This is a genomic window from Arenibacter sp. F26102, assembly GCF_023015865.1.
In the GTDB taxonomy this organism is placed as follows: domain Bacteria; phylum Bacteroidota; class Bacteroidia; order Flavobacteriales; family Flavobacteriaceae; genus Arenibacter.
Genome location: NZ_JALKBC010000013.1, coordinates 14,406 through 37,551, shown reverse-complemented (window position 1 = coordinate 37,551; position 23,146 = coordinate 14,406). Strand labels below are relative to the sequence as shown.

Annotated in this window: 16 protein-coding genes and 5 tRNA genes; 20 read left to right on the top strand and 1 reads right to left on the bottom strand. The window is 39.5% G+C overall.

The features are described 5' to 3' along the window. The first annotated feature begins 29 nt into the window (after window positions 1-29). From MWU78_RS16770 to MWU78_RS16680, 19 genes are all read left to right on the top strand, one after another. Window positions 30-1,169 (top strand): acyl-CoA dehydrogenase family protein, encoded by a 1,140-nt coding sequence (locus tag MWU78_RS16770; protein ID WP_246999995.1) that lies wholly within the window; start codon window positions 30-32, stop codon window positions 1,167-1,169. Between the two features lie 68 nt (window positions 1,170-1,237). Beyond that, window positions 1,238-1,432, top strand: coding sequence for a 30S ribosomal protein S21 (rpsU, locus tag MWU78_RS16765; protein WP_031444836.1), 195 nt, complete (start codon window positions 1,238-1,240; stop codon window positions 1,430-1,432). Window positions 1,433-1,530: 98 nt separating this feature from the next. Beyond that, the gene (locus MWU78_RS16760) at window positions 1,531-2,421 is read left to right on the top strand and encodes a tyrosine-type recombinase/integrase (protein WP_246999817.1); all 891 of its coding nucleotides are present in this window, start codon (window positions 1,531-1,533) and stop codon (window positions 2,419-2,421) included. Window positions 2,422-2,467: 46 nt separating this feature from the next. Further along, window positions 2,468-2,770 (top strand): ribosome-associated translation inhibitor RaiA, encoded by a 303-nt coding sequence (gene raiA, locus MWU78_RS16755; protein ID WP_103442758.1) that lies wholly within the window; start codon window positions 2,468-2,470, stop codon window positions 2,768-2,770. Between the two features lie 98 nt (window positions 2,771-2,868). Continuing rightward, a tRNA-Thr gene (locus tag MWU78_RS16750) sits at window positions 2,869-2,942 on the top strand. Window positions 2,943-3,107: 165 nt separating this feature from the next. Further along, window positions 3,108-3,189: transfer RNA gene (locus tag MWU78_RS16745), tRNA-Tyr, on the top strand. Between the two features lie 92 nt (window positions 3,190-3,281). Continuing rightward, a tRNA-Gly gene (locus MWU78_RS16740) sits at window positions 3,282-3,354 on the top strand. A gap of 178 nt (window positions 3,355-3,532) precedes the next feature. Further along, window positions 3,533-3,604: transfer RNA gene (locus tag MWU78_RS16735), tRNA-Thr, on the top strand. Between the two features lie 54 nt (window positions 3,605-3,658). Then, the gene (gene tuf / locus MWU78_RS16730) at window positions 3,659-4,846 is read left to right on the top strand and encodes an elongation factor Tu (protein ID WP_187585695.1); all 1,188 of its coding nucleotides are present in this window, start codon (window positions 3,659-3,661) and stop codon (window positions 4,844-4,846) included. A gap of 70 nt (window positions 4,847-4,916) precedes the next feature. Next, window positions 4,917-4,989 (top strand) — tRNA-Trp (locus tag MWU78_RS16725). 94 nt (window positions 4,990-5,083) lie between these two features. Continuing rightward, window positions 5,084-5,272 carry a preprotein translocase subunit SecE gene (secE, locus tag MWU78_RS16720; protein WP_246999815.1) on the top strand — a complete coding sequence of 63 codons (189 nt, stop codon included), beginning with the start codon at window positions 5,084-5,086 and terminating at the stop codon, window positions 5,270-5,272. Between the two features lie 10 nt (window positions 5,273-5,282). Beyond that, on the top strand, window positions 5,283-5,834 hold the full coding sequence (nusG, locus tag MWU78_RS16715; protein WP_246999813.1) for a transcription termination/antitermination protein NusG: 552 nt from the start codon (window positions 5,283-5,285) through the stop codon (window positions 5,832-5,834). A 69-nt stretch (window positions 5,835-5,903) separates the two neighbouring features. Further along, complete coding sequence (gene rplK / locus MWU78_RS16710) at window positions 5,904-6,341, top strand: 50S ribosomal protein L11 (protein WP_103442762.1); 438 nt, start codon at window positions 5,904-5,906, stop codon at window positions 6,339-6,341. A gap of 20 nt (window positions 6,342-6,361) precedes the next feature. After that, entirely contained in the window at window positions 6,362-7,051 is a 690-nt protein-coding gene (gene rplA / locus MWU78_RS16705; protein WP_246999811.1) for a 50S ribosomal protein L1, read from the top strand. A 22-nt stretch (window positions 7,052-7,073) separates the two neighbouring features. Then, window positions 7,074-7,589 (top strand): 50S ribosomal protein L10, encoded by a 516-nt coding sequence (gene rplJ / locus MWU78_RS16700; RefSeq protein WP_103477258.1) that lies wholly within the window; start codon window positions 7,074-7,076, stop codon window positions 7,587-7,589. 53 nt (window positions 7,590-7,642) lie between these two features. Beyond that, on the top strand, window positions 7,643-8,023 hold the full coding sequence (gene rplL / locus MWU78_RS16695; RefSeq protein ID WP_103442765.1) for a 50S ribosomal protein L7/L12: 381 nt from the start codon (window positions 7,643-7,645) through the stop codon (window positions 8,021-8,023). A 136-nt stretch (window positions 8,024-8,159) separates the two neighbouring features. After that, a complete protein-coding gene (gene rpoB, locus MWU78_RS16690) occupies window positions 8,160-11,969 on the top strand; it encodes a DNA-directed RNA polymerase subunit beta (RefSeq protein WP_246999809.1) in 3,810 nt (1,269 codons plus the stop codon). Between the two features lie 62 nt (window positions 11,970-12,031). Further along, entirely contained in the window at window positions 12,032-16,330 is a 4,299-nt protein-coding gene (gene rpoC, locus MWU78_RS16685; protein WP_246999807.1) for a DNA-directed RNA polymerase subunit beta', read from the top strand. A gap of 105 nt (window positions 16,331-16,435) precedes the next feature. Continuing rightward, the gene (locus tag MWU78_RS16680; RefSeq protein ID WP_072863284.1) at window positions 16,436-16,747 is read left to right on the top strand and encodes a DUF3467 domain-containing protein; all 312 of its coding nucleotides are present in this window, start codon (window positions 16,436-16,438) and stop codon (window positions 16,745-16,747) included. Window positions 16,748-16,797: 50 nt separating this feature from the next. On the opposite strand, the gene MWU78_RS16675 is transcribed toward MWU78_RS16680, so the two are convergent. Continuing rightward, window positions 16,798-18,387, bottom strand: a complete 1,590-nt coding sequence (locus MWU78_RS16675) for a peptide chain release factor 3 (RefSeq protein WP_246999804.1) — start codon at window positions 18,385-18,387, stop codon at window positions 16,798-16,800. A 617-nt stretch (window positions 18,388-19,004) separates the two neighbouring features. Between MWU78_RS16675 and MWU78_RS16670 the strand changes: the two genes are divergently transcribed. Further along, window positions 19,005-23,132 carry a gliding motility-associated C-terminal domain-containing protein gene (locus MWU78_RS16670; protein WP_246999802.1) on the top strand — a complete coding sequence of 1,376 codons (4,128 nt, stop codon included), beginning with the start codon at window positions 19,005-19,007 and terminating at the stop codon, window positions 23,130-23,132. Window positions 23,133-23,146 lie beyond the last annotated feature (14 nt).

The following is a 23,146-nucleotide window of genomic DNA, read 5'->3' as shown; positions in this document are numbered from 1 at the left end:
CTATAATGGTTATTGATACCTCTTCGACGATGAGTTTTGATTACTCCGAAACCCAGCAAATGGTGGCGGCCTCTGCCAAGGAATTTGCTGAACAATATATTAGGCCCTTTGTAATGGAATGGGACGAGGCGCAGATTTTTCCAATTGAAGTTTTTAAAAAGGCCGGGGAAATGGGTTTTATGGGGGTTTTGGTTCCTGCGGAACTTGGTGGATCGGGTTTAGGCTATCATGAATATATAGCTATTCTTGAAGAAATTTCCAAAGTAGATCCCTCCATTGGATTGTCCGTGGCGGCACATAATTCCTTGTGTACCAATCATATACTTACCTTCGGAAATGAGGAGCAAAAGAAAAAATGGATTCCAAAATTGGCTACTGCCGAATGGATCGGCGCTTGGGGCCTAACCGAGCACAATACGGGTTCCGATGCGGGAGGTATGAATACAACGGCGGTTAAGGAAGGCGACTCCTGGGTGTTGAACGGGGCAAAAAACTTTATTACCCATGGCAAGAGTGGTGATATTGCCGTCGTAATTGTACGGACTGGGGATAAAGGGGATAGTCATGGTATGACGGCCTTTGTAGTAGAAAAAGGAACACCTGGATTTGCCAGCGGAAAGAAAGAAAATAAGTTGGGGATGAGGGCCAGTGAAACCGCGGAATTGGTCTTTGATAATTGTAAGATTCCCGATGCCAATAGGCTAGGAGGAGTAGGAGAGGGGTTTGTACAGTCCATGAAAATCTTGGATGGTGGAAGAATTTCCATTGGTGCTTTGTCCCTAGGTATTGCTAAAGGTGCTTATGAAGCGGCACTAAAATATTCTAAAGAAAGAGTGCAGTTTGGAAAACCTATTAGTCAATTTCAGGGTATTTCCTTTAAGTTGGCAGATATGGCTACGGAAATTGAGGCTTCGGAATTGCTGTTGCATAAAGCTGCTTTTCTTAAAAGCGAAGGTCGTAACGTTACCAAAATGGGGGCTATGGCCAAAATGTTTGCCTCCGAAGTATGTGTTAAAGTAGCTAACGAAGCTGTTCAAATTCACGGTGGATATGGCTATACGAAAGATTTTCCTGTAGAAAAATTTTATAGGGATTCCAAGCTTTGCACTATTGGGGAAGGCACTACCGAAATACAGAAAGTGGTGATCGCTAGAAAAATTTTGAAATAATTATTTGTAATTCGGTTTTAAGGTTTATATTTGCAGCCTTAATCACAAAAGAGAGGAGGTTATTGCCCATGCTAATAATACCAATAAAAGAAGGAGAAAACATCGATAGAGCTTTAAAGCGTTTCAAGCGTAAGTTCGATAAGACAGGTACAATGAGACAGTTGAGAAAGCGTCAACAGTTTACAAAGCCATCTGTAGAGAACAGAGCGAAGATTCAGAAAGCTCAATATATTCAAGGTTTAAGGGATAAGGAGGAAATCTAATTCCGCTTGAATGCATATCAGTATAAAAAGTTCCACCTAAGGTGGGACTTTTTTTTGTGCCATATAATAATGGGTATTATCTTTTGTAACTTTGATTTATGGCTATTAAATCCTTTATTTCCTATTTGTCATTGGAGAAGAACTATTCTCCGCATACCACCAAAGCCTACCATAACGATTTAATTGCCTTTCGGAACTTTTGTGAGCAACAGTTTGAAGTAGGTGATATTGATCAAGTTTCCTATAGCTTAATTAGAAGTTGGGTTGTTGCATTAGTGGAATCTGGGGTGTCCCATAGGTCTGTAAATAGAAAAATCGCTTCCTTGAAAGCATATTACAAGTTTTTGTTGGGACTTGGAATTCTATCTGTTAATCCGTTGGCAAAGCATAAGGCTTTAAAAACTGCAAAAAAAATTGAGATTCCTTTTTCTGAAGTGGAAATGGAGGGAGTGCTTTCCCAGATGCCATTCGAGGATAATTTTGAAGGTAGGCGAGATAAATTAATTATAGAATTATTATACACTACCGGGATAAGACGGGCTGAACTTATTGGGCTTAAGGTGAAAGATGTTGATTGTCAGGCCATGACGATAAAGGTTTTGGGGAAACGCAACAAAGAGAGGATAATTCCCCTTTTGGAGGCTACCAAAGAATTGTTTTTGAGCTATAATCTTCAGCGCAATAAATTGGAGACAATTGAGGACGATGCGTATATTTTTCTTATTGAAAAAGGCAATAAAATGTATGAAACACTTGTTTATAGAATTATAAATAAGTATTTTAGTTTAGTATCGGCCAAGGTGAAAAAGAGTCCGCATATTTTAAGACATACCTTTGCTACACATTTGTTGAATAAGGGTGCGGATTTAAACTCCGTAAAGGAGCTGTTGGGACATTCAAGTTTGGCCTCAACACAAGTATACACCCATAATAGTATTGCGGAATTGAAAAAAGTACATTTCTCGGCTCACCCTAGAAACAAGAAATAGTACTCTAGTTGTATTGGATTGTTTAACTCTTTTAAAACTTCATTCTATGAAAGTAAATGCACAATCGGTGAATTTCACTGCAGACGGAAAGCTTATTGATTTTATTCAGACAAGGTTGAATAAGATGGAACTGTTTTATGATAAAGTAATTAGTTCGGATGTATATCTTAAGGTTGAGAACACAAGTGCCAAGGAGAATAAAATTGTGGAAATCAAGGTACTAGTTCCAAAAGATAAGTTCGTAGTTAAGAAGCAATGTAAGTCTTTTGAAGAGGCTATTGATACCGCATGTAGTTCGTTGGAAAGAAAGCTGGTTAAGCGAAAAGAAAAAATAAGATTAAATGCTTAAAAAAATTATCAAAAAAAGTTTTGATTAAATAAATAAATATCTACATTTGCAGTCCGTTAGAAATAGCGGACTTTTTTTTAACGAAAAAAGTAGCAAAAGCCGATGTAGCTCAGCTGGCTAGAGCAGCTGATTTGTAATCAGCAGGTCGTGGGTTCGAGTCCCTCTATCGGCTCAAAAAAACAGAAATAGTTTTATTTTTGTTTGGATTTTTGAAATAGGGTTGAAAAGCGTCCGGGGGCGAGAAGTTTATCCTGAGCGTAGTTGAGGGGAGTCCCTCTATTAACTCAAAAAAAAAGTAAGAAAATTTAATTTTCTTAAGTTCTTTAAAATATGGTTTGGGGAGATACTCAAGCGGCCAACGAGGGCAGACTGTAAATCTGCTGACTACGTCTTCGCAGGTTCGAATCCTGCTCTCCCCACAAAAAGGCCTTTAATGGTCTTTGTATGAAAATACAGAAAGTTTTTTTTGAAATGATGAAATTAATTTTTAGGTTTGCCTAAAAATTACAATGCGGGAGTAGCTCAGTTGGTAGAGCGTCAGCCTTCCAAGCTGAATGTCGCCGGTTCGAACCCGGTCTCCCGCTCAAGATTTTAAAAGCAAAAGCTCCTTTGATGGGGCTTTGCGCAATTAAAATTAAATGGACGAGATTTTTGTATCCTGTCCAGAGCGCCGCCGAGGGTAAACTTCGTCAACGCTCTTAAACTTTGGGTATAGGGTTATAGTTTTAAATTGGGCCTAGCTCAATTGTTAAAATTAAAGATGCCGGTGTAGCTCAGGGGTAGAGCGTTTCCTTGGTAAGGAAGAGGTCATGAGTTCAAATCTCATCATTGGCTCAATTAAGGCATTATTTGTACACTAATATAAACTAAGAATTAAAATTAACAAACATGGCAAAGGCAACATTTGATCGTTCCAAACCGCATTTAAATATAGGTACTATTGGACACGTGGATCACGGTAAAACTACATTGACTGCTGCGATTACTACGGTATTGGCAAACGCAGGACTTTCTGAAATGAGAAGTTTCGATTCTATCGATAACGCTCCTGAAGAAAAGGAAAGAGGTATTACTATTAATACTTCACACGTAGAGTACTCTACCGCGAACCGTCACTATGCTCACGTGGATTGTCCAGGTCACGCGGATTACGTAAAGAACATGGTTACTGGTGCTGCTCAAATGGACGGTGCTATTTTGGTTGTTGCTGCTACTGATGGTCCTATGCCACAGACTCGTGAGCACATCCTTTTAGGACGTCAGGTTGGTATTCCAAGAATCGTTGTTTTCTTGAACAAGGTTGATATGGTTGATGATGAGGAGCTTTTGGAATTGGTTGAAATGGAAGTAAGAGAATTGCTTTCTTTCTATGAGTATGATGGTGACAATGGTCCTGTTATCTCTGGTTCTGCTTTAGGTGCCCTTAACGGTGAGCAAAAATGGGTTGATACAGTTATGTCTTTGATGGAGGCTGTTGATAGCTGGATCGAATTGCCACAGAGAGATGTTGATAAGCCTTTCTTAATGCCAGTTGAAGATGTATTTACTATTACAGGTCGTGGTACTGTTGCTACTGGTCGTATTGAGACTGGAGTTGCAAATACAGGAGATCCTGTTGAGATCATCGGTATGGGAGCTGAGAAATTGAACTCTACAATTACTGGGGTTGAAATGTTCCGTAAAATATTGGATAGAGGTGAAGCTGGTGATAACGTAGGTATCCTTTTGAGAGGTATTGAAAAATCTCAAATTAAAAGAGGGATGGTAATCTGTAAGCCAGGTTCTGTTAAGCCACATGCTAAATTTGAAGCTGAGGTTTATATCCTTAAAAAAGAAGAAGGTGGACGTCACACTCCATTCCATAATAACTATCGTCCTCAGTTCTATGTAAGAACTACCGATGTTACTGGTACTATTAATCTTCCTAGTGGAGTAGAAATGGTTATGCCTGGTGATAACCTTACTATTATTGTTGATTTGTTGTCTCCAATTGCACTTAGTGAAGGTTTGCGTTTTGCAATCCGTGAAGGTGGTAGAACAGTTGGTGCTGGTCAGGTTACCAAGATATTGGATTAATATTTTAGTATAGTATTGTTTACATTGAGGGTGTCTTGCTAAAGCGGGATACCTTTCAATGTAAATATAAACGGGTGTAGCTCAGTTGGTAGAGCACTGGTCTCCAAAACCAGGTGTCGGGAGTTCGAGCCTCTCCGCCCGTGCAAAAAAATAAGGGGTTCTTTTCTGATTGGGATGATGTCGTCAGAGTATTGTTAAGATCTTGTTTTATAGTTAAGAAAAAAAATATTTCGCAGCATGTTTACATATATAAAGGAATCTATAGACGAACTTAGAAATAATGTTACATTACCTTCAAGAGAGGAGTCTTCCAACTTGATGGTCATCGTGGCGGTATTTTCTATAATTTTTGCGCTTGCGACCTGGGGTGTTGATAGTTTGTTTGGTAAGTTGATACAACTGTATTTCAATAACATAATCAATTAAGAAGCACTGTATGTCAGAAGTATTGGATAAGAAATGGTATGTTGTAAGAGCTGTAAGTGGTCAGGAAAACAAAATAAAGGGCTATATAGAGGCAGAAATTGCTAGGCTTGGTTTTGAAGATTATTTGGAGGAGGTTCTAGTTCCTACTGAAAAAGTGGTTCAAATTAGGAATGGAAAAAAGATAAATAAAGAGCGAGTTTATTTTCCGGGATATATAATGATCAAAGCGAACCTTGGAGGGGAGATGATTCATATTATCCGTTCCATCACCAATGTAATTGGATTTTTGGGCGAGACCAAAGGCGGGGATCCTGTTCCTTTGAGAAAGTCGGAAGTGAATAGAATGTTGGGGAAAGTTGATGAATTGGCTATTAAGACCGATAGTGTTGCCATACCATTTGTGTTTGGTGAAACTGTAAAGGTGATTGATGGGCCTTTTAACGGTTTTAATGGAACTGTTGAAAAAATTAACGAAGAAAAACGCAAACTGGAAGTAATGGTGAAAATTTTTGGAAGAAAGACGCCATTGGAACTCAGTTATATGCAAGTAGAAAAAGTTTAATAAGAACTGTTACATAGTTAAAAGAAGTGTTGCTTCCAAATTAACACTTTTTAAATTTAATTTTAAACAATGGCAAAAGAAGTAAGTAAAGTAGTTAAACTACAAGTTAGGGGAGGTGCAGCGAATCCGTCGCCACCGGTTGGACCCGCTTTAGGTGCTGCCGGGGTCAACATTATGGAATTCTGTAAGCAATTCAATGCGCGTACACAGGATAAGCCAGGCAAAGTATTGCCAGTTGCGATCACGGTTTATAAAGACAAGTCGTTCGACTTCGTTGTAAAGACACCGCCGGCGGCAGTTCAATTAATGGAAGCGGCTAAGATTAAAAAAGGATCTGGCGAGCCTAACAGAAACAAGGTTGCAAGTGTATCTTGGGACCAGGTCAAGTTGATCGCAGAAGACAAAATGGTAGATCTAAATGCCTTTACGGTAGAATCCGCAATGAGTATGGTTGCAGGTACAGCTAGATCTATGGGTTTAAAAGTTTCGGGCAATAGACCTTTTTAAAATCTTAAAAGCAATTTAGAATGGCAAAATTAACAAAGAAGCAAAAAGAAGCCCACGGTAAAATAGATAAGAATAAACTCTATTCTGTTGAAGAGGCTTCTGCTTTAGTAAAAGAAATAACCAATACAAAATTTGATTCATCTGTTGAATTGGCGGTACGTTTGGGCGTTGATCCAAGAAAAGCCAATCAAATGGTTCGTGGTGTTGTTACACTTCCCCATGGTACCGGTAAAGATGTAAAAGTTTTGGCTTTGGTAACACCGGACAAAGAAGCAGAAGCAAAAGAAGCTGGAGCTGATTTCGTAGGATTGGACGAATATTTGGAGAAAATTAAAGGCGGTTGGACAGATGTTGATGTAATCATCACAATGCCAAGTGTTATGGGTAAACTAGGTCCTTTAGGTAGGGTCTTGGGACCAAGAGGTCTTATGCCTAACCCAAAAACAGGTACGGTTACTATGGATGTTGCCAAAGCGGTTACGGAAGTAAAAGCTGGTAAAATCGATTTTAAAGTGGATAAAACAGGAATTGTGCATGCTGCAATCGGGAAAGTTTCTTTCTCAGCTGATAAAATAGCAGAAAATGCCAATGAACTTTTGGAAACCTTGATGAAATTGAAACCAACAGCATCCAAAGGGATATATGTAAAGACTATTTACATGTCAAGTACTATGAGCCCAAGTGTTGCATTAGATCCAAAAGTAGTTTAACTGGTAGTTAAAAATTTTTATTATGACAAGAGAAGAGAAATTAAATGTTATACAAGATTTAACTGCACAGTTAGGGGATAGCTCCACTATATATTTAGCTGACATTTCTGGATTAAATGCTGAAACAACTTCAGCTTTAAGAAGGGCGTGCTACAAGGCTGATATAAAACTTGCTGTAGTTAAAAATACCTTGCTTGCAAAAGCAATGGAGGCTTCGGATAAAGATTTCGGTGAACTTCCTACTGTATTAAAGGGGAATACCTCTTTAATGTTTTCGGAAACCGGAAATGCACCTGCAAAGCTTATCAAGACTTTTAGAAAGAAGTCTAACAAGCCTTTGTTGAAAGGAGCATATATTGCCGAAGCAATTTATGTTGGTGATGATCAATTGGATGCTTTAGAAAGCATTAAGTCTAAAGAGGAAATGGTTGGAGAAATTATTGGATTGTTACAATCCCCAGCCAAGAATGTTATTTCTGGACTTAAATCTGGTGGAGGTAAACTTGCCGGAATCCTTAAGACATTATCAGAAAGATAATACGTACGCACTAAAAACAATTATATTTTAAAATTTTATTAAACGATAGAAAAATGGCAGATTTAAAAGATTTCGCAGAACAATTGGTTAACCTTACAGTAAAGGAAGTAAATGAGTTGGCTAATATATTAAAAGATGAATACGGTATAGAGCCTGCAGCTGCTGCAGTTGCTGTTGCTGCTGGTGGCGGTGCTGCTGATGGTGGTGAGGCTGCTGAAGCTCAAACTGAGTTTGATGTTATATTGAAAGCAGCTGGTGCTTCTAAATTAGCTGTTGTTAAATTGGTTAAGGAATTAACTGGTTTAGGATTGAAAGATGCTAAAGATATCGTTGATAGCGCACCAAAAGCCGTTAAGGAAGGTGTTTCTAAAGACGAAGCTGAAGGAATTAAAAAATCTTTGGAAGAAGCAGGAGCGGAAGTTGAGCTTAAATAATAGTAACAACAACCATTATTATTTTGGTTTAGGTCTTTCCGCTTTTTGTGGCTAGACCTAAGCCTTTTTATACATACCGTGTATAGTGTAGTACACTACCCAATTAAAATATTCACGTTCAAAATTTTGTCCATAGATGTTCACAAATCAGACTGAAAGAATAAGTTTCGCATCCGCTAAGAACACTCCGAACTATCCGGATTTCTTGGACATTCAGATTAAATCATTTCAAGATTTTTTTCAGCTTGAAACTAAATCTGACGAGAGGGGCAATGAAGGGTTGTATAACACCTTCATGGAAAACTTTCCCATTACAGACACGAGGAACCAGTTCGTATTAGAATTTTTAGATTACTTCATTGATCCACCAAGATATTCCATTCAAGAATGTATTGAGCGTGGACTTACTTATAGTGTTCCATTAAAAGCAAGATTAAAATTATATTGTACAGATCCCGAGCATGAGGATTTCGAGACTATTGTACAAGATGTGTACTTAGGAACTATTCCTTACATGACTCCAAGTGGTACCTTTGTTATCAATGGTGCGGAACGTGTTGTTGTTTCTCAGTTACACCGTTCTCCAGGGGTTTTCTTTGGTCAATCTTTCCATGCCAACGGAACTAAGTTGTATTCTGCTAGGGTTATTCCTTTTAAAGGTTCTTGGATAGAATTTGCAACAGATATCAATGGTGTTATGTACGCCTATATTGATAGAAAGAAAAAATTACCGGTTACAACCTTGTTCAGGGCTATTGGCTTTGAAAGGGATAAGGATATATTGGAGATATTTGACCTTTCTGAAGAGGTTAAGGTTTCCAATGCCGGCTTGAAAAAAGTATTGGGTCGTAAATTGGCGGCTAGAGTGTTGAACACATGGCACGAGGATTTTGTGGATGAGGATACCGGCGAAGTGGTGTCTATTGAAAGAAATGAGATTATCCTTGACCGTGATACTATTTTAGAAAAGGATCATATTAATGAGATATTGGAAGCTGATGTGAAAACTATTCTTTTGCATAAAGAGAATAATGCACAGAGCGATTATGCCATTATCCATAACACCCTTCAAAAGGATCCAACAAACTCTGAAAAAGAGGCTGTTGAACATATTTATCGTCAACTACGTAATGCAGAACCGCCAGATGAGGAAACGGCTCGTGGTATTATAGATAAATTGTTCTTCTCTGATCAGCGTTATAATCTTGGTGAAGTTGGGCGTTATAGAATGAACAAAAAATTGGGATTGGATATTGGAATGGACAAGCAAGTCTTGACTAAGGAAGATATCATTACCATTATAAAATATTTGATCGAGTTGATCAACTCAAAAGCTGAGATCGATGATATTGATCACCTTTCAAACCGTAGGGTTAGGACTGTAGGTGAGCAATTATCCCAGCAATTTGGTGTTGGTCTGGCACGTATGGCCAGAACAATTCGCGAGCGTATGAACGTACGTGATAATGAAGTATTTACCCCGATCGATTTGATCAATGCCAAGACCTTGTCTTCGGTTATCAATTCGTTCTTTGGTACCAACCAGTTATCACAGTTTATGGATCAAACAAATCCATTGGCGGAGATTACGCACAAAAGAAGATTATCGGCATTGGGGCCAGGTGGACTTTCTAGGGAAAGAGCAGGGTTTGAAGTACGTGATGTTCACTATACGCACTACGGAAGACTGTGTCCTATTGAAACACCGGAAGGACCAAATATTGGATTGATATCCTCACTTTCGGTTTTTGCCAAGGTAAACCCTATGGGCTTCTTGGAGACACCATATCGTAAAGTGGAAAATGGTACTGTAGATATTAACGATTTTAGGTACCTAAGTGCAGAAGAGGAAGAAGGAATGAAAATTGCCCAGGCAAACATTCCTATGGATGAAAAAGGCAATATTACAGCGGAAAAGGTTATTGCAAGGGAAGAAGGGGATTTCCCGGTAGTTGACCCTGCAGAAATTCAGTTTACCGATGTTGCACCAAACCAAATCGCTTCTATTTCAGCGTCTTTAATTCCATTCTTGGAGCATGATGATGCTAACAGGGCATTGATGGGATCTAACATGATGCGCCAGGCAGTTCCTTTGTTAAAACCAGAATCGCCAATTGTAGGTACAGGTTTGGAGCGTCAGGTAGCTTCTGATTCAAGGGTGTTGATCAATGCAGAAGGAGATGGGGTTATTGAGTATGTTGATTCCCAAAAAATTACCATAAAATACGACCGCACAGAAGAACAAAGATTGGTGAGCTTCGAAGAAGACTCCAAGACTTATGAGTTGGTCAAGTTTAGGAAAACAAACCAAGGAACCAGTATTAACCTTAAGCCTATTGTTAAAAAGGGCTACAAGGTTAAAAAAGGACAGGTTCTTTGTGAAGGATATGCAACGGAAAGTGGCGAATTGGCACTTGGAAGAAACTTGGTAGTGGCATTTATGCCATGGAAAGGTTATAACTTTGAAGATGCTATCGTAATTTCTGAAAAAGTAGTGCGTGAGGACATCTTTACTTCTATTCACGTAGATGAGTACGCTTTGGAGGTAAGGGATACGAAATTGGGTGCTGAAGAGTTGACCAATGATATTCCTAACGTTTCCGAAGAAGCTACCAAAGATTTGGATGAACACGGAATGATCCGTATTGGTGCAGAAGTGAAGCCTGGAGATATCCTAATTGGTAAGATTACTCCAAAAGGTGAATCGGACCCTACTCCTGAAGAAAAATTATTACGAGCCATTTTCGGTGACAAAGCCGGTGATGTAAAAGATGCTTCTTTAAAGGCTTCTCCATCTTTAAGAGGTGTAGTTATTGAAAAGAAATTGTTTTCCAGGTCTGTCAAGGACAAGCGTAAACGTTCCGAAGATAAGGAAGACCTTGCTAAATTGGAGTTGGAATACGAAGTGAAATTCGAACAGTTGAAAGATGTATTGGTTGAAAAGTTATTTACATTAGTCAACGGCAAAACTTCACAAGGGGTATTAAATGACCTTGGGGAAGAAGTTCTTCCCAAAGGAAAGAAGTATACCATGAAAATGTTGAACGCTGTTGATGATTTTGCCCATTTGGTTGGTGGAACTTGGACAACGGATAAGGAAAGCAATACTCTGGTAACAGACCTTTTACATAACTACAAGATAAAACTTAACGATCTTCAAGGTAACCTAAGAAGGGATAAGTTTACTATTTCTGTGGGAGATGAATTGCCAGCTGGAATTATGAAATTGGCCAAAGTTTATATCGCTAAAAAACGTAAACTTAAGGTTGGTGATAAAATGGCAGGTCGTCACGGTAACAAAGGTATCGTTTCTAGAATTGTACGTCATGAGGACATGCCGTTCTTGGAGGATGGAACACCTGTGGATATCGTATTGAATCCACTTGGGGTACCTTCCCGTATGAATATTGGGCAGATTTATGAAACCGTATTGGGATGGGCAGGTCTAAAATTAGGGAAGAAATATGCAACCCCAATTTTTGACGGTGCAACCTTGGATCAAATTAATGCTTATACAGATGAAGCTGGAATCCCAAGATTTGGACATACGTATCTTCACGATGGTGGTACAGGTCAGCGTTTTGATCAACCGGCAACCGTAGGAGTTATCTATATGTTGAAATTAGGACATATGGTTGATGATAAGATGCATGCTCGATCTATTGGACCATACTCACTTATTACGCAACAACCATTGGGTGGTAAAGCACAATTTGGTGGACAGCGTTTTGGAGAGATGGAAGTTTGGGCACTTGAAGCATATGGTGCCTCTGCTACACTTCGTGAAATATTGACCGTTAAGTCGGATGATGTTATAGGTAGGGCCAAGACTTACGAGGCGATCGTAAAAGGAGAGACCATGCCAGAACCTGGTTTGCCAGAATCTTTCAACGTATTAATGCACGAACTTAAGGGATTAGGTTTGGATATTAGATTGGAAGAATAACAAGGATAGGTTTTGAACACTATTCCTAATAACAAGAATTAAATTAGTATCAGATTATAGTTATGGCTAGACTAAAAGATAATAATACCATTAAAAGGTTCGATAAAATTTCAATCGGATTGGCATCTCCAGAAGCTATTTTGGCAGAGTCAAGAGGTGAGGTTTTAAAACCTGAAACTATTAACTATAGAACGCACAAGCCTGAGCGGGACGGTCTATTCTGTGAGCGTATTTTTGGTCCTGTAAAGGATTATGAGTGTGCCTGTGGAAAATACAAAAGAATCCGTTACCGTGGTATAGTTTGTGATCGTTGCGGGGTAGAAGTAACAGAGAAAAAGGTACGTAGAGATAGGGTAGGACACATTAATTTGGTGGTTCCTGTTGCCCATATCTGGTATTTCCGTTCCCTGCCCAATAAAATTGGTTACCTTTTAGGTTTACCTTCCAAGAAATTGGATATGATCATTTACTACGAACGTTATGTAGTAATTCAACCAGGTATTGCCAAAGGACCGGACGGTGAGGAAATTCAAAAAATGGATTTCTTAAGCGAAGAGGAGTATTTAAATATATTAGAGTCCATTCCACAAGAGAATCAGTACTTGGAAGATTCTGACCCCAACAAGTTTATCGCTAAAATGGGTGCAGAATGTCTTATTGATCTTTTGGCCAGAATAGACTTGAGCCAGTTGTCTTATGATCTAAGACATAAAGCCAATACTGAAACTTCCAAACAACGTAAAACCGAGGCCTTGAAAAGACTTCAAGTTGTTGAAGCTTTAAGGGAATCACAGGAAAATAGGGAAAACAGGCCAGATTGGATGATCATGAAGGTAATCCCTGTTATTCCACCGGAATTACGTCCATTGGTGCCATTGGATGGGGGCCGTTTTGCAACCTCGGATTTGAATGACCTTTATAGAAGGGTTATCATTAGAAACAACCGTCTAAAAAGATTGGTAGAGATTAAGGCGCCTGAGGTGATTCTTAGAAATGAGAAACGTATGCTTCAGGAGGCAGTAGATTCCTTATTCGATAACACTCGTAAGGCGTCTGCAGTTAAAACTGAATCCAATAGACCATTAAAATCACTTTCAGATTCATTAAAAGGTAAGCAAGGGCGTTTCCGTCAAAACCTATTAGGTAAACGTGTGGATTACTCCGCCCGTTCGGTGATCGTTGTTGGACCAGAAATGAAATTGTTCGAATGTGGTCTGCCAAAAGATATGGCAGCTGAGCTTTACAAACCTTTTGTTATCCGTAAATTGATAGAAAGAGGTATCGTAAAAACGGTGAAATCGGCCAAAAAGATTATAGATAAAAAAGAGCCAGTTGTCTGGGATATTCTGGAAAATGTATTAAAAGGACATCCTGTAATGTTGAACAGGGCCCCTACATTGCACAGATTGGGTATCCAGGCTTTCCAGCCAAAACTTATCGAAGGAAAAGCCATTAGGTTACATCCATTGGTATGTACTGCATTTAATGCGGATTTTGATGGTGATCAAATGGCGGTTCATTTACCATTGGGACCAGAAGCTATTTTGGAATGTCAATTATTAATGTTGGCTTCGCATAATATTTTGAACCCTGCAAACGGTTCGCCTATTACCGTACCATCACAGGATATGGTCTTGGGTCTATATTATATGACCAAAGAAAGAAAATCAACTCCAGAAGTAGCTGTAAAAGGTGAAGGATTAACATTCTACTCATATGAAGAGGTGGTTATCGCCTTTAATGAAGGTAGATTAGATCTTAACGCGGGTATTAAGGTACGTGCCAAAGATTTTAATGAATCTGGAGAATTGGTTAATCAAATTATACCAACTACAGTTGGTAGGGTATTGTTTAATATGGTTGTTCCTGAAGAAGCAGGATATATCAATGATGTTTTGAACAAGAAATCCCTTAGGGATATTATTGGTAATATTTTAAGAGTTACCGATGTACCAACAACAGCTGATTTCTTGGACAAGATAAAAACTATGGGATATGAATTCGCCTTTAAAGGTGGTTTGTCCTTTAGTTTGGGGGATATTATCATTCCACCAGAAAAACAGTCCATGATTGATGAAGCCAATGTTCAGGTAGATGGTATTATGGCCAACTATAACATGGGACTTATCACCAATAACGAACGTTACAATCAGGTAATTGACGTTTGGACTTCTACCAATGCAATGTTGACGGAATTGGCCATGAAACGTATTCGTGAAGATCAACAAGGTTTCAACTCAGTTTACATGATGTTGGATTCTGGTGCGAGGGGTTCCAAGGAGCAGATTCGCCAGTTGACCGGTATGCGTGGATTAATGGCGAAACCAAAGAAATCTACAGCTGGAGGTGGGGAAATTATTGAAAACCCTATTTTATCCAACTTTAAAGAGGGTCTATCCATTTTGGAATACTTTATTTCTACTCACGGTGCACGTAAAGGTCTTGCGGATACGGCTTTGAAAACGGCGGATGCTGGTTACTTGACGCGTCGTCTAGTGGATGTTTCACAAGATGTAATCATCAATATTGAAGATTGTGAAACCTTAAGAGGTGTACAGGTAGAGGCACTTAAGAAAAACGAAGAGATTGTTGAAACTTTAGGGGAGCGTATCCTGGGAAGGGTTTCTTTACATGATGTTTATGACCCTATTTCTGAAGAATTGCTTTTAACGGCAGGTCAAGAAATTATGGAGTCCGATGTTAAGAAAATCGAGGCATCTCCTGTTGATAAAGTAGAGGTACGTTCTGCCCTTACATGTGAGGCTCAGAAAGGTATCTGTGGTAAATGTTACGGAAGAAACTTGTCTACCAATAAAATGGTACAACGAGGTGAAGCTGTAGGTGTCGTTGCTGCTCAGTCGATCGGTGAACCAGGAACACAGTTAACATTGCGTACCTTCCACGTTGGAGGTATTGCAGGTAACATTTCCGAGGATAATAAATTAGAGGCCAAGTTTGGTGGAATTGCAGAAATAGAAGATTTAAGGACTGTTTCCAGTCAGGATGGTGAAGGTAAAAAATCCGAAATCGTTATTTCTAGGACTTCTGAAATTAAGGTTGTAGATGCCAAGTCGGGAATAACCCTAAGTACCAATAATATACCTTACGGTTCTCAATTGTTTATTAAGAACGGCGAAAAAATAGAAAAAGGTCAGGTTGTTTGTTCTTGGGATCCATATAACGGGGTTATTGTTTCAGAATTCCCTGGACAGATCGCGTATGAAAATATTGAACAAGGTATTACCTACCAGGTAGAGATAGATGAGCAAACTGGATTCCAAGAGAAAGTAATTTCGGAATCTAGGAACAAGAAATTAATACCAACCCTATTGATCAAGAACAATAAGGATGAAGTATTGCGTTCTTACAACCTTCCGGTTGGATCGCACATCATGGTAGATGATGGTGATAAAATTAAAGAAGGTAAAATCTTGGTTAAGATACCTCGTAAATCAGCTAAGGCTGGGGATATTACGGGAGGTCTTCCAAGAGTTACCGAATTGTTTGAAGCACGTAACCCATCTAACCCTGCGGTTGTTTCCGAAATTGATGGTGTTGTTTCTTTTGGTAAAATTAAAAGAGGTAACCGTGAGATAATCATCGAATCCAAATTGGGTGAGGTTAAAAAATACTTGGTTAAATTGTCCAATCAAATTCTTGTTCAGGAAAATGATTATGTACGTGCCGGTATGCCATTATCCGATGGGTCAATTACGCCTGAAGATATTTTGTCTATCAAAGGGCCTTCAGCTGTACAACAATATTTGGTGAACGAAGTTCAGGAAGTATATCGTTTACAGGGTGTGAAGATCAATGACAAGCATTTTGAGGTAGTAGTTCGTCAAATGATGCGTAAAGTACGTATTGAGGATCCGGGAGATACTATTTTCTTAGAAAATCAATTGGTTCACAAGGATGATTTCATCAAGGAGAACGATGAGATTTATGGACAGAAAGTGGTTGAGGATGCTGGTGAATCCGAAAACTTGAAACCAGGTCAGATTGTAAGTGCCCGAGAATTGAGGGATGAAAACTCAATTCTTAAGCGTAATGATAAGAATTTGGTAACTGCCAGAGATGCTGTTGCAGCAACGGCGACACCAATTCTTCAAGGAATTACGCGAGCATCCTTGCAGACCAAATCATTCATATCGGCTGCTTCATTCCAGGAAACGACCAAGGTACTTAACGAAGCTGCAGTGAGCGGTAAGATAGATACTCTGGAAGGATTGAAAGAGAATGTTATTGTGGGTCATAAAATACCTGCAGGTACAGGAATGAGGGATTATGACAATATCATTGTAGGCTCAAAAGAGGAATACGATGAAATTATGGCTCGAAAAGAGGAATTGAAATTCTAAATAATTAGAACCTCGGTGATATTCACCGAGGTTTTTTTTTGGAATACGGCCAAGAAATAGTTCAAAGTAGTTTAACATATAAGTAATAGTTAATCATTTTTTAGAATGAGTGATAAAGATCAAAACCAAAAGCAGATCAATATAGAACTGGATGAAAAGACAGCTGAAGGGATTTATTCCAATCTAGCGATAATCAATCATTCCGTGTCCGAGTTTGTAGTGGATTTTATTAGTATGATGCCCGGTGCTCCCAAAGCAAAGGTCAAAAGTAGAATTGTACTAACCCCTCAACATGCCAAAAAATTCTTAAAGGCGCTTGGCGATAATGTGAGTCGCTTTGAAAAGGCCCATGGCACAATTAAGGATTATGAACAGCCTCCGATACCATTAAATTTTGGGCCTACGGGTGAAGCTTAAAAAAAAACCTTCTGTTTGTACAGAAGGTTTTTTTAGTTTTATGGTAAAGCTTACTCAAATTCGGATGTGAAATGAAGTTTAACATTTGGATATTTTTGCTGGGTCATTTGCAATGAAAACTGGGAATCGGCAAGAAAAACAAGTTGTTTTCGTTTATCCATGGCCAAAAACTTCTGTTTAACACGTTTAAATTCTTTAAATTCGTCGCTATTTTTGTCTTTTGGATCTACCCAACATGCTTTATAGACGGGGAAATTTTCATAGGTACATTTGGCTCCATATTCATGCTCCAGACGGTATTGAATTACTTCAAACTGTAAGGCACCTACAGTTCCAATGACTTTTCTATTGTTCATTTCCAGGGTGAACAATTGGGCCACCCCTTCGTCCATTAATTGATCAATGCCCTTGTTTAGTTGTTTGGCTTTCATGGGGTCGGCATTGTTGATATATCTAAAATGCTCTGGTGAAAAACTTGGGATTCCTTTATAATGTAATATTTCACCTTCTGTCAGCGTATCACCAATTTTAAAATTTCCGGTATCATGCAATCCCACAATATCCCCGGGATACGAAATATCCACGATTTCTTTTTTCTCGGCAAAAAAAGCGTTGGGACTTGAAAATTTTAAATTCTTTTTTTGACGGACATGAAGATAGGGTTTGTTTCTTTCGAAGGTCCCTGAAACTATTTTTATGAATGCCAAGCGGTCCCTGTGCTTGGGATCCATATTGGCGTGTATTTTAAAAACAAAACCGGTCAATTCCTTTTCATTGGCTTGTACCATGCGCTCTTCGGCCATTTTTGCACGTGGAGAAGGTGCAATGTCTATGAAACAATCCAACAGTTCACGTACCCCAAAATTGTTAAGTGCGGAACCAAAAAATACGGGTTGCTGTGTTCCCTTAAGGTAACTTTCCTTGTCAAAAGGTGGGTATACCCCATTTACCAATTCTAGATTGTCCCTTAGTTCTGTAGCAGCCTTGGCCCCGATAATTTTTTCAAGTTGCGGGTTGTTTATGTCATCAAAAGCAATGGTGTCCTCAATATTCTTTTTACTATCCCCGCTAAATAGATTAATGTTTTTTTCGTAGATATTATAAATTCCCTTAAAATCATAGCCCATTCCAATTGGGAAACTTAAAGGTGTTACGGAAAGACCTAGTTTTTGTTCCACTTCGTCCAATAAGTCGAAAGCATCCTTCCCTTCCCGGTCCAATTTGTTTATGAAAACAATCATAGGAATGTTTCGCATCCTACAAACTTCCACTAATTTTTCAGTTTGCTCTTCCACACCTTTTGCAACATCAACAACGACAATTACACTGTCAACAGCGGTAAGCGTTCTAAAAGTGTCCTCCGCAAAATCTTTATGGCCCGGCGTGTCCAGGATATTTATTTTTTTGTCTTTGTAAAGAAAGGCAAGTACAGAGGTTGCAACGGAAATACCCCTTTGCTTTTCAATTTCCATAAAGTCACTCGTTGCCGTTTTCTTTATTTTATTGTTCTTTACGGCCCCTGCTTCCTGAATGGCTCCGCCAAATAGCAGTAATTTTTCTGTAAGTGTTGTCTTTCCCGCATCGGGATGTGATATTATTCCGAAAGTCCTTCTTCTTTCAATTTGTTCCCTAAAACTCATTGATCATTTGATTTCGGCAAAAATAAGTCAAATTAATTTTTTTCAATAGGCAATCTCGGGTAAATACAACAAAGATTTCAGAATTGGACGGTATTCTGGTTTATGGAACAGTGTAATAGGGAATTATGGATACATTGATTCACTTCTGTGGATTTTGATGTTGGTAATATCGCAAAATTTTACGACCGATTTTTAGTTTAATTGTTGACTTCTTAATGTGCTCAAAAGGCATATGTTTTATATACGTATAAGTCCTCATTTTTTGATTTTAAGCTTTGCTGCATTATGTGGTTATTGGATTTAATGACATGTTTATTGTTAATGTAGCAACCAATTTGTCTTACCTATTTCGTAAGTAAATAACTACTAATTGCTATTGTAATCTGAAGGTTTTTTATTGGATAAACGGCGTTCATTTATGGTCGTTCTTAAGTAATTTTAACACTTTGTCGAGTAATACGGTTATTGGCAGATTTTCTTCAATTTATGGCTTGAAAACCTTATGACTATTGATTTTTTAGACATATCTTGCATGTAATTTTGGAGTTGGCCCCAACTTCTTACATCTATTGTTACCTATTATGCCATGGTGATTAGTTGAAACAAAACTATCATTTATGGAAAAAATTACTTTCTTTAATTTTAAAGGAAAAGTGAGTAGTGCCTTAATTTTGCCAATAGCATTTTTGGCCTTACTACTTACTTCCTCTTTTGACAATATTTCTACTTTTCAACCGTATGACATGGTTTATATGGATTCAGATGGTGATGGAGTTTTAGATTCCATTGATGTTGATTCTGATGGTGATGGCATAATAGATTCAATTGAAGGCAATATTGATACTGATGGAGATGGAATTCCGAATTATCTGGATGTAGATTCGGATAATGACGGGATATTGGATAATATTGAGGCACAGGCTTCGCGGAATTACATTGCTCCTTCCAATGCTGATAATGATAAGAATGGATTGGATGATGCATATGAGACCACTGCAGGAAGTGGTGAAGGTCTCATTCCAGTAGATACGGATAAGGATGGAATTCCTGATTATTTGGATTTGGATTCCGACAATGATGGAATACTCGATAGTCTTGAATCCAGTGTGATAAGTACGGATTTTGATTGTGAAAGCATACCAAAATTGAATTTCAGTAATGTACCAACCTTGGAATCTGGTAATGCTTTGGCAGAAGGTGCCGTATACAGGTTTTCTAATATTACAGATGATCTTGATGCTTTAGTAACCATTGAAAGTGTTGTAAGTGGCCGAATAAGCACATTGGATCAAAATTCGGTTGACCCTGAATTTTTTAAGCCTGAGATTGAGTTTACAACAACTGATGATATAAGAAGGCCTTATGTAGATTTACGAATCTCCATGGTGAAAACAGGTACCAATGAAACTGCTGTTCTTGATGAGCTTATTGCCAATTTTATCGACGTAGATGGGAATGTTCAATATCAGGAATTCAATAGATTCGATACACCGGTAAGCTATACTTATGACAATCCTACCGAAGTTGGGGTTAACTATACATCAGGTGGGCTATTGATCAATGGGGGAATGAAAGAATATGCTGGGATATCCAATTCTCATCCTTCCGTTAATGTGGCAGTTGAATTTGTGGATATAAGTACTTTTGTATTCCGATTTGGGATTCAGACCACTACCAATGATAATTTCACAACCAATGTTCCTAGACAATCCGGAATTCAATTTTCCTGTCTAGATAACTTCGTTGATCCACAAACTGTTAGTTTCAGTAAGGATATAGATTCTGATGGTGATGGCTATCCAGATAGGGTAGATATCGATTCGGACAATGACGGTATTCCCGATAATGTGGAGGCTCAGCTTACTGATGGTTATATTCCGCCAACCGGTCTCGATGATGACAATGATGGGTTGGACAATGCCTATGATGGGCCAGTTAACCAGGGACTTATTCCAGTGAATACGGACGGTACTGATATGCCAGATTATTTGGATTTGGATACAGACAACGATTCGGTTCCTGATAATATCGAGGGGAATGACTTCAATTTTGATGGAAATCCTGATCAAATGTTTAGAGGAATTGATAGTGACGGGGATGGTTTGGACGATGGTTATGAAGGTGATGATGTAAATGATGACTTCGATGTAAATGATGAAATAGATAATCCATCTGGAGACCTTCCAAATACCGATGGTGCCGATGACGTAAATTATCGGGATATCGATGATGACGGGGATGGGGTAACCACCATAAAGGAGAAAGAAGATGATACCAATCCACTAGATCCCTGTGACTATAAACCGGAAAGTATAACCTTAACACAAAATGGAGCCTATTTAACTGCCGATTGTGATGGGGACGGGGTGACCAACGAAAAAGAAAAAGAGGACGGTACAGATCCGCTTGATTCCTGTGATTTTGTCTTGGAACATCAGACGGTGGAAACTTCTAGCACCTGGAACGGCTTGGATTGTGACGGTGACGGGGTGACCAATGAGGATGAGAAAACAGATGGTACAGATCCTTTAGATCCCTGTGATTACAATCCGGAAAGCATTACGCTAACACCTTCGGTGGCCTGGGAGGTTCTCGACTGTGATGATGATGGCAATCCTAATGGAACGGATCCAGATCCACTTGTAGCTACTGCAAGGGATGATTCGGGTTCAACCCCTGCTTTGACCGAGGTTGCTATCAATATTTTAGAGAACGATGATTACTTGCCAAATAATAATTCTAATAATATAGGCATTACCAGTTTGACCATGATAGGTGGTAGTGCGCTAGGAACTGTTGTCTTTGATGCCGAAACTGGTTTTGTGACCTACACTCCTGTTGAATCGGAATCCAATACAATTGTAACTATAATTTATCAAGTATGTAACGTTATTCCCGATCCTAATGTTTGTGCATCGGCTACAGTAACCATTCAGGTAGGCCCTGATATGGACAATGTACTTGATGCGGTTGACGATGGCTATACCGTAGATACGGGTGTTAGTGGAGTTATCCCAGACAGTAACGTACTGGATAACGATACCCTTAACGGGGATCCGGTAGAGCCTGCGGATGTGGTACTCACTTCTACCCCAACGGACGAACTGACGATAAACGAGGATGGCAGCGTAAGCGTGGCCCCCGGTACCGCGGATGGCACCTATACCATAGACTATACGATCTGCGAGGCGGCCAATACGGACAATTGCGATTCGGGCACAGTGACCATTCAGGTAGGCCCTGTTATGGACAATGTACTTAATGCGGTTGACGATAGCTATACCGTAGATACGGGTGTTAGCGGAGTTATCCCTGAAAGCAATGTACTTGATAACGATACCCTTAACGGGGATCCTGTTGGTCCTACGGATGTGGTACTCACTTCGACCCCAACGGACGAACTAGCGATAAACGAGGATGGCAGCGTAAGCGTGGCCCCCGGTACCGCGGATGGCACCTATACCATAGACTATACGATCTGCGAGGCGGCCAATACGGACAATTGCGATTCGGGCACAGTGACCATTCTGGTAGGCCCTGATATGGACAATGTACTTGATGCGGTTGACGATAGCTATACCGTAGATACGGGTGTTAGTGGAGTTATCCCTGACAGTAACGTACTTGATAACGATACCCTTAACGGCGATCCTGTTGGGCCTACGGATGTAATACTCACTTCGACCCCAACGGACGAACTAGCGATAAACGAGGATGGCAGCGTAAGCGTGGCCCCCGGTACCGCGGATGGCACCTATACCATTGATTATACGATCTGCGAAGCGGCCAATACGGACAATTGCGATTCCGGCACAGTGACCATTCAGGTAGGTCCGGATATGGATAATATATTGGATGCGGTTGACGATAGCTATACCTTGGACAGCGGTGTTAACGGAGTTATCCCTGATAGTAACGTACTTGATAACGATACCCTTAACGGGGATCCTGTTGGGCCTACGGATATGGTACTCACTTCGACCCCAACGAACGAACTAGCGATAAACGAGGATGGCAGCGTAAGCGTGGCCCCCGGCACTGCCGATGGCACCTACACTATAGAATATACCATCTGTGAGGTGGCCAATACGGACAATTGCGATTCGGGCACAGTGACCATTCAGGTAGGCCCTGATATGGATAATGTACTTGATGCGGTTGACGATAGCTATACCGTGGATACGGGTGTTAGCGGAGTTATCCCTGACAGCAATGTACTTGATAACGATACCCTTAACGGAGATCCTGTTGGGCCTACGGATGTGGTACTCACTTCGACCCCAACGGACGAACTAGCGATAAACGAGGATGGCAGCCTAAGCGTGGCCCCTGGTACCGCCGATGGCACCTATACCATTGACTACATGATCTGTGAAGCGGCCAATACGGACAATTGCGATACGGCAACGGTTACAGTTATTGTGGAAGAAGGTGATGAAGATGAAAAAATTGAAGTGAATCAATTGGTGACCCCCAATTCTGATGGTAAAAACGACTTCCTATTTATTAGAGGGGTTAGAAATGCCAATAACAATACCTTGAAAATCTTCAATAGATGGGGAGTTTCGGTATATGAAGGTAAAGGATACAATAACCAAAATAATGTATTTGATGGTAGGTCCAAAGCAAGATCTACCGTTACTGGAAACAATTATTTGCCCGCCGGTGTTTATTATTATATTTTCAACTATGAAAATAAACAGCAGAATATTACAGATAGTGGTTATATTTATGTCAGTAAATAATATATTTTAGAGTA

Excerpts from the sequence above, each read along its gene's own strand:
- rpoC (WP_246999807.1), top strand. The coding sequence starts at position 12,032 with ATGGCTAGACTAAAAGATAATAATACCATTAAAAGGTTCGATAAAATT.
- MWU78_RS16760 (WP_246999817.1), top strand. The coding sequence starts at position 1,531 with ATGGCTATTAAATCCTTTATTTCCTATTTGTCATTGGAGAAGAACTAT.
- raiA (WP_103442758.1), top strand. The coding sequence starts at position 2,468 with ATGAAAGTAAATGCACAATCGGTGAATTTCACTGCAGACGGAAAGCTT.
- rplK (WP_103442762.1), top strand. The coding sequence starts at position 5,904 with ATGGCAAAAGAAGTAAGTAAAGTAGTTAAACTACAAGTTAGGGGAGGT.
- rpsU (WP_031444836.1), top strand. The coding sequence starts at position 1,238 with ATGCTAATAATACCAATAAAAGAAGGAGAAAACATCGATAGAGCTTTA.
- MWU78_RS16670 (WP_246999802.1), top strand. The coding sequence starts at position 19,005 with ATGGAAAAAATTACTTTCTTTAATTTTAAAGGAAAAGTGAGTAGTGCC.
- MWU78_RS16770 (WP_246999995.1), top strand. The coding sequence starts at position 30 with ATGAGTTTTGATTACTCCGAAACCCAGCAAATGGTGGCGGCCTCTGCC.
- secE (WP_246999815.1), top strand. The coding sequence starts at position 5,084 with ATGTTTACATATATAAAGGAATCTATAGACGAACTTAGAAATAATGTT.
- rpoB (WP_246999809.1), top strand. The coding sequence starts at position 8,160 with ATGTTCACAAATCAGACTGAAAGAATAAGTTTCGCATCCGCTAAGAAC.
- rplJ (WP_103477258.1), top strand. The coding sequence starts at position 7,074 with ATGACAAGAGAAGAGAAATTAAATGTTATACAAGATTTAACTGCACAG.
- nusG (WP_246999813.1), top strand. The coding sequence starts at position 5,283 with ATGTCAGAAGTATTGGATAAGAAATGGTATGTTGTAAGAGCTGTAAGT.
- MWU78_RS16675 (WP_246999804.1), bottom strand. The coding sequence starts at position 18,387 with ATGAGTTTTAGGGAACAAATTGAAAGAAGAAGGACTTTCGGAATAATA.
- tuf (WP_187585695.1), top strand. The coding sequence starts at position 3,659 with ATGGCAAAGGCAACATTTGATCGTTCCAAACCGCATTTAAATATAGGT.
- MWU78_RS16680 (WP_072863284.1), top strand. The coding sequence starts at position 16,436 with ATGAGTGATAAAGATCAAAACCAAAAGCAGATCAATATAGAACTGGAT.
- rplL (WP_103442765.1), top strand. The coding sequence starts at position 7,643 with ATGGCAGATTTAAAAGATTTCGCAGAACAATTGGTTAACCTTACAGTA.
- rplA (WP_246999811.1), top strand. The coding sequence starts at position 6,362 with ATGGCAAAATTAACAAAGAAGCAAAAAGAAGCCCACGGTAAAATAGAT.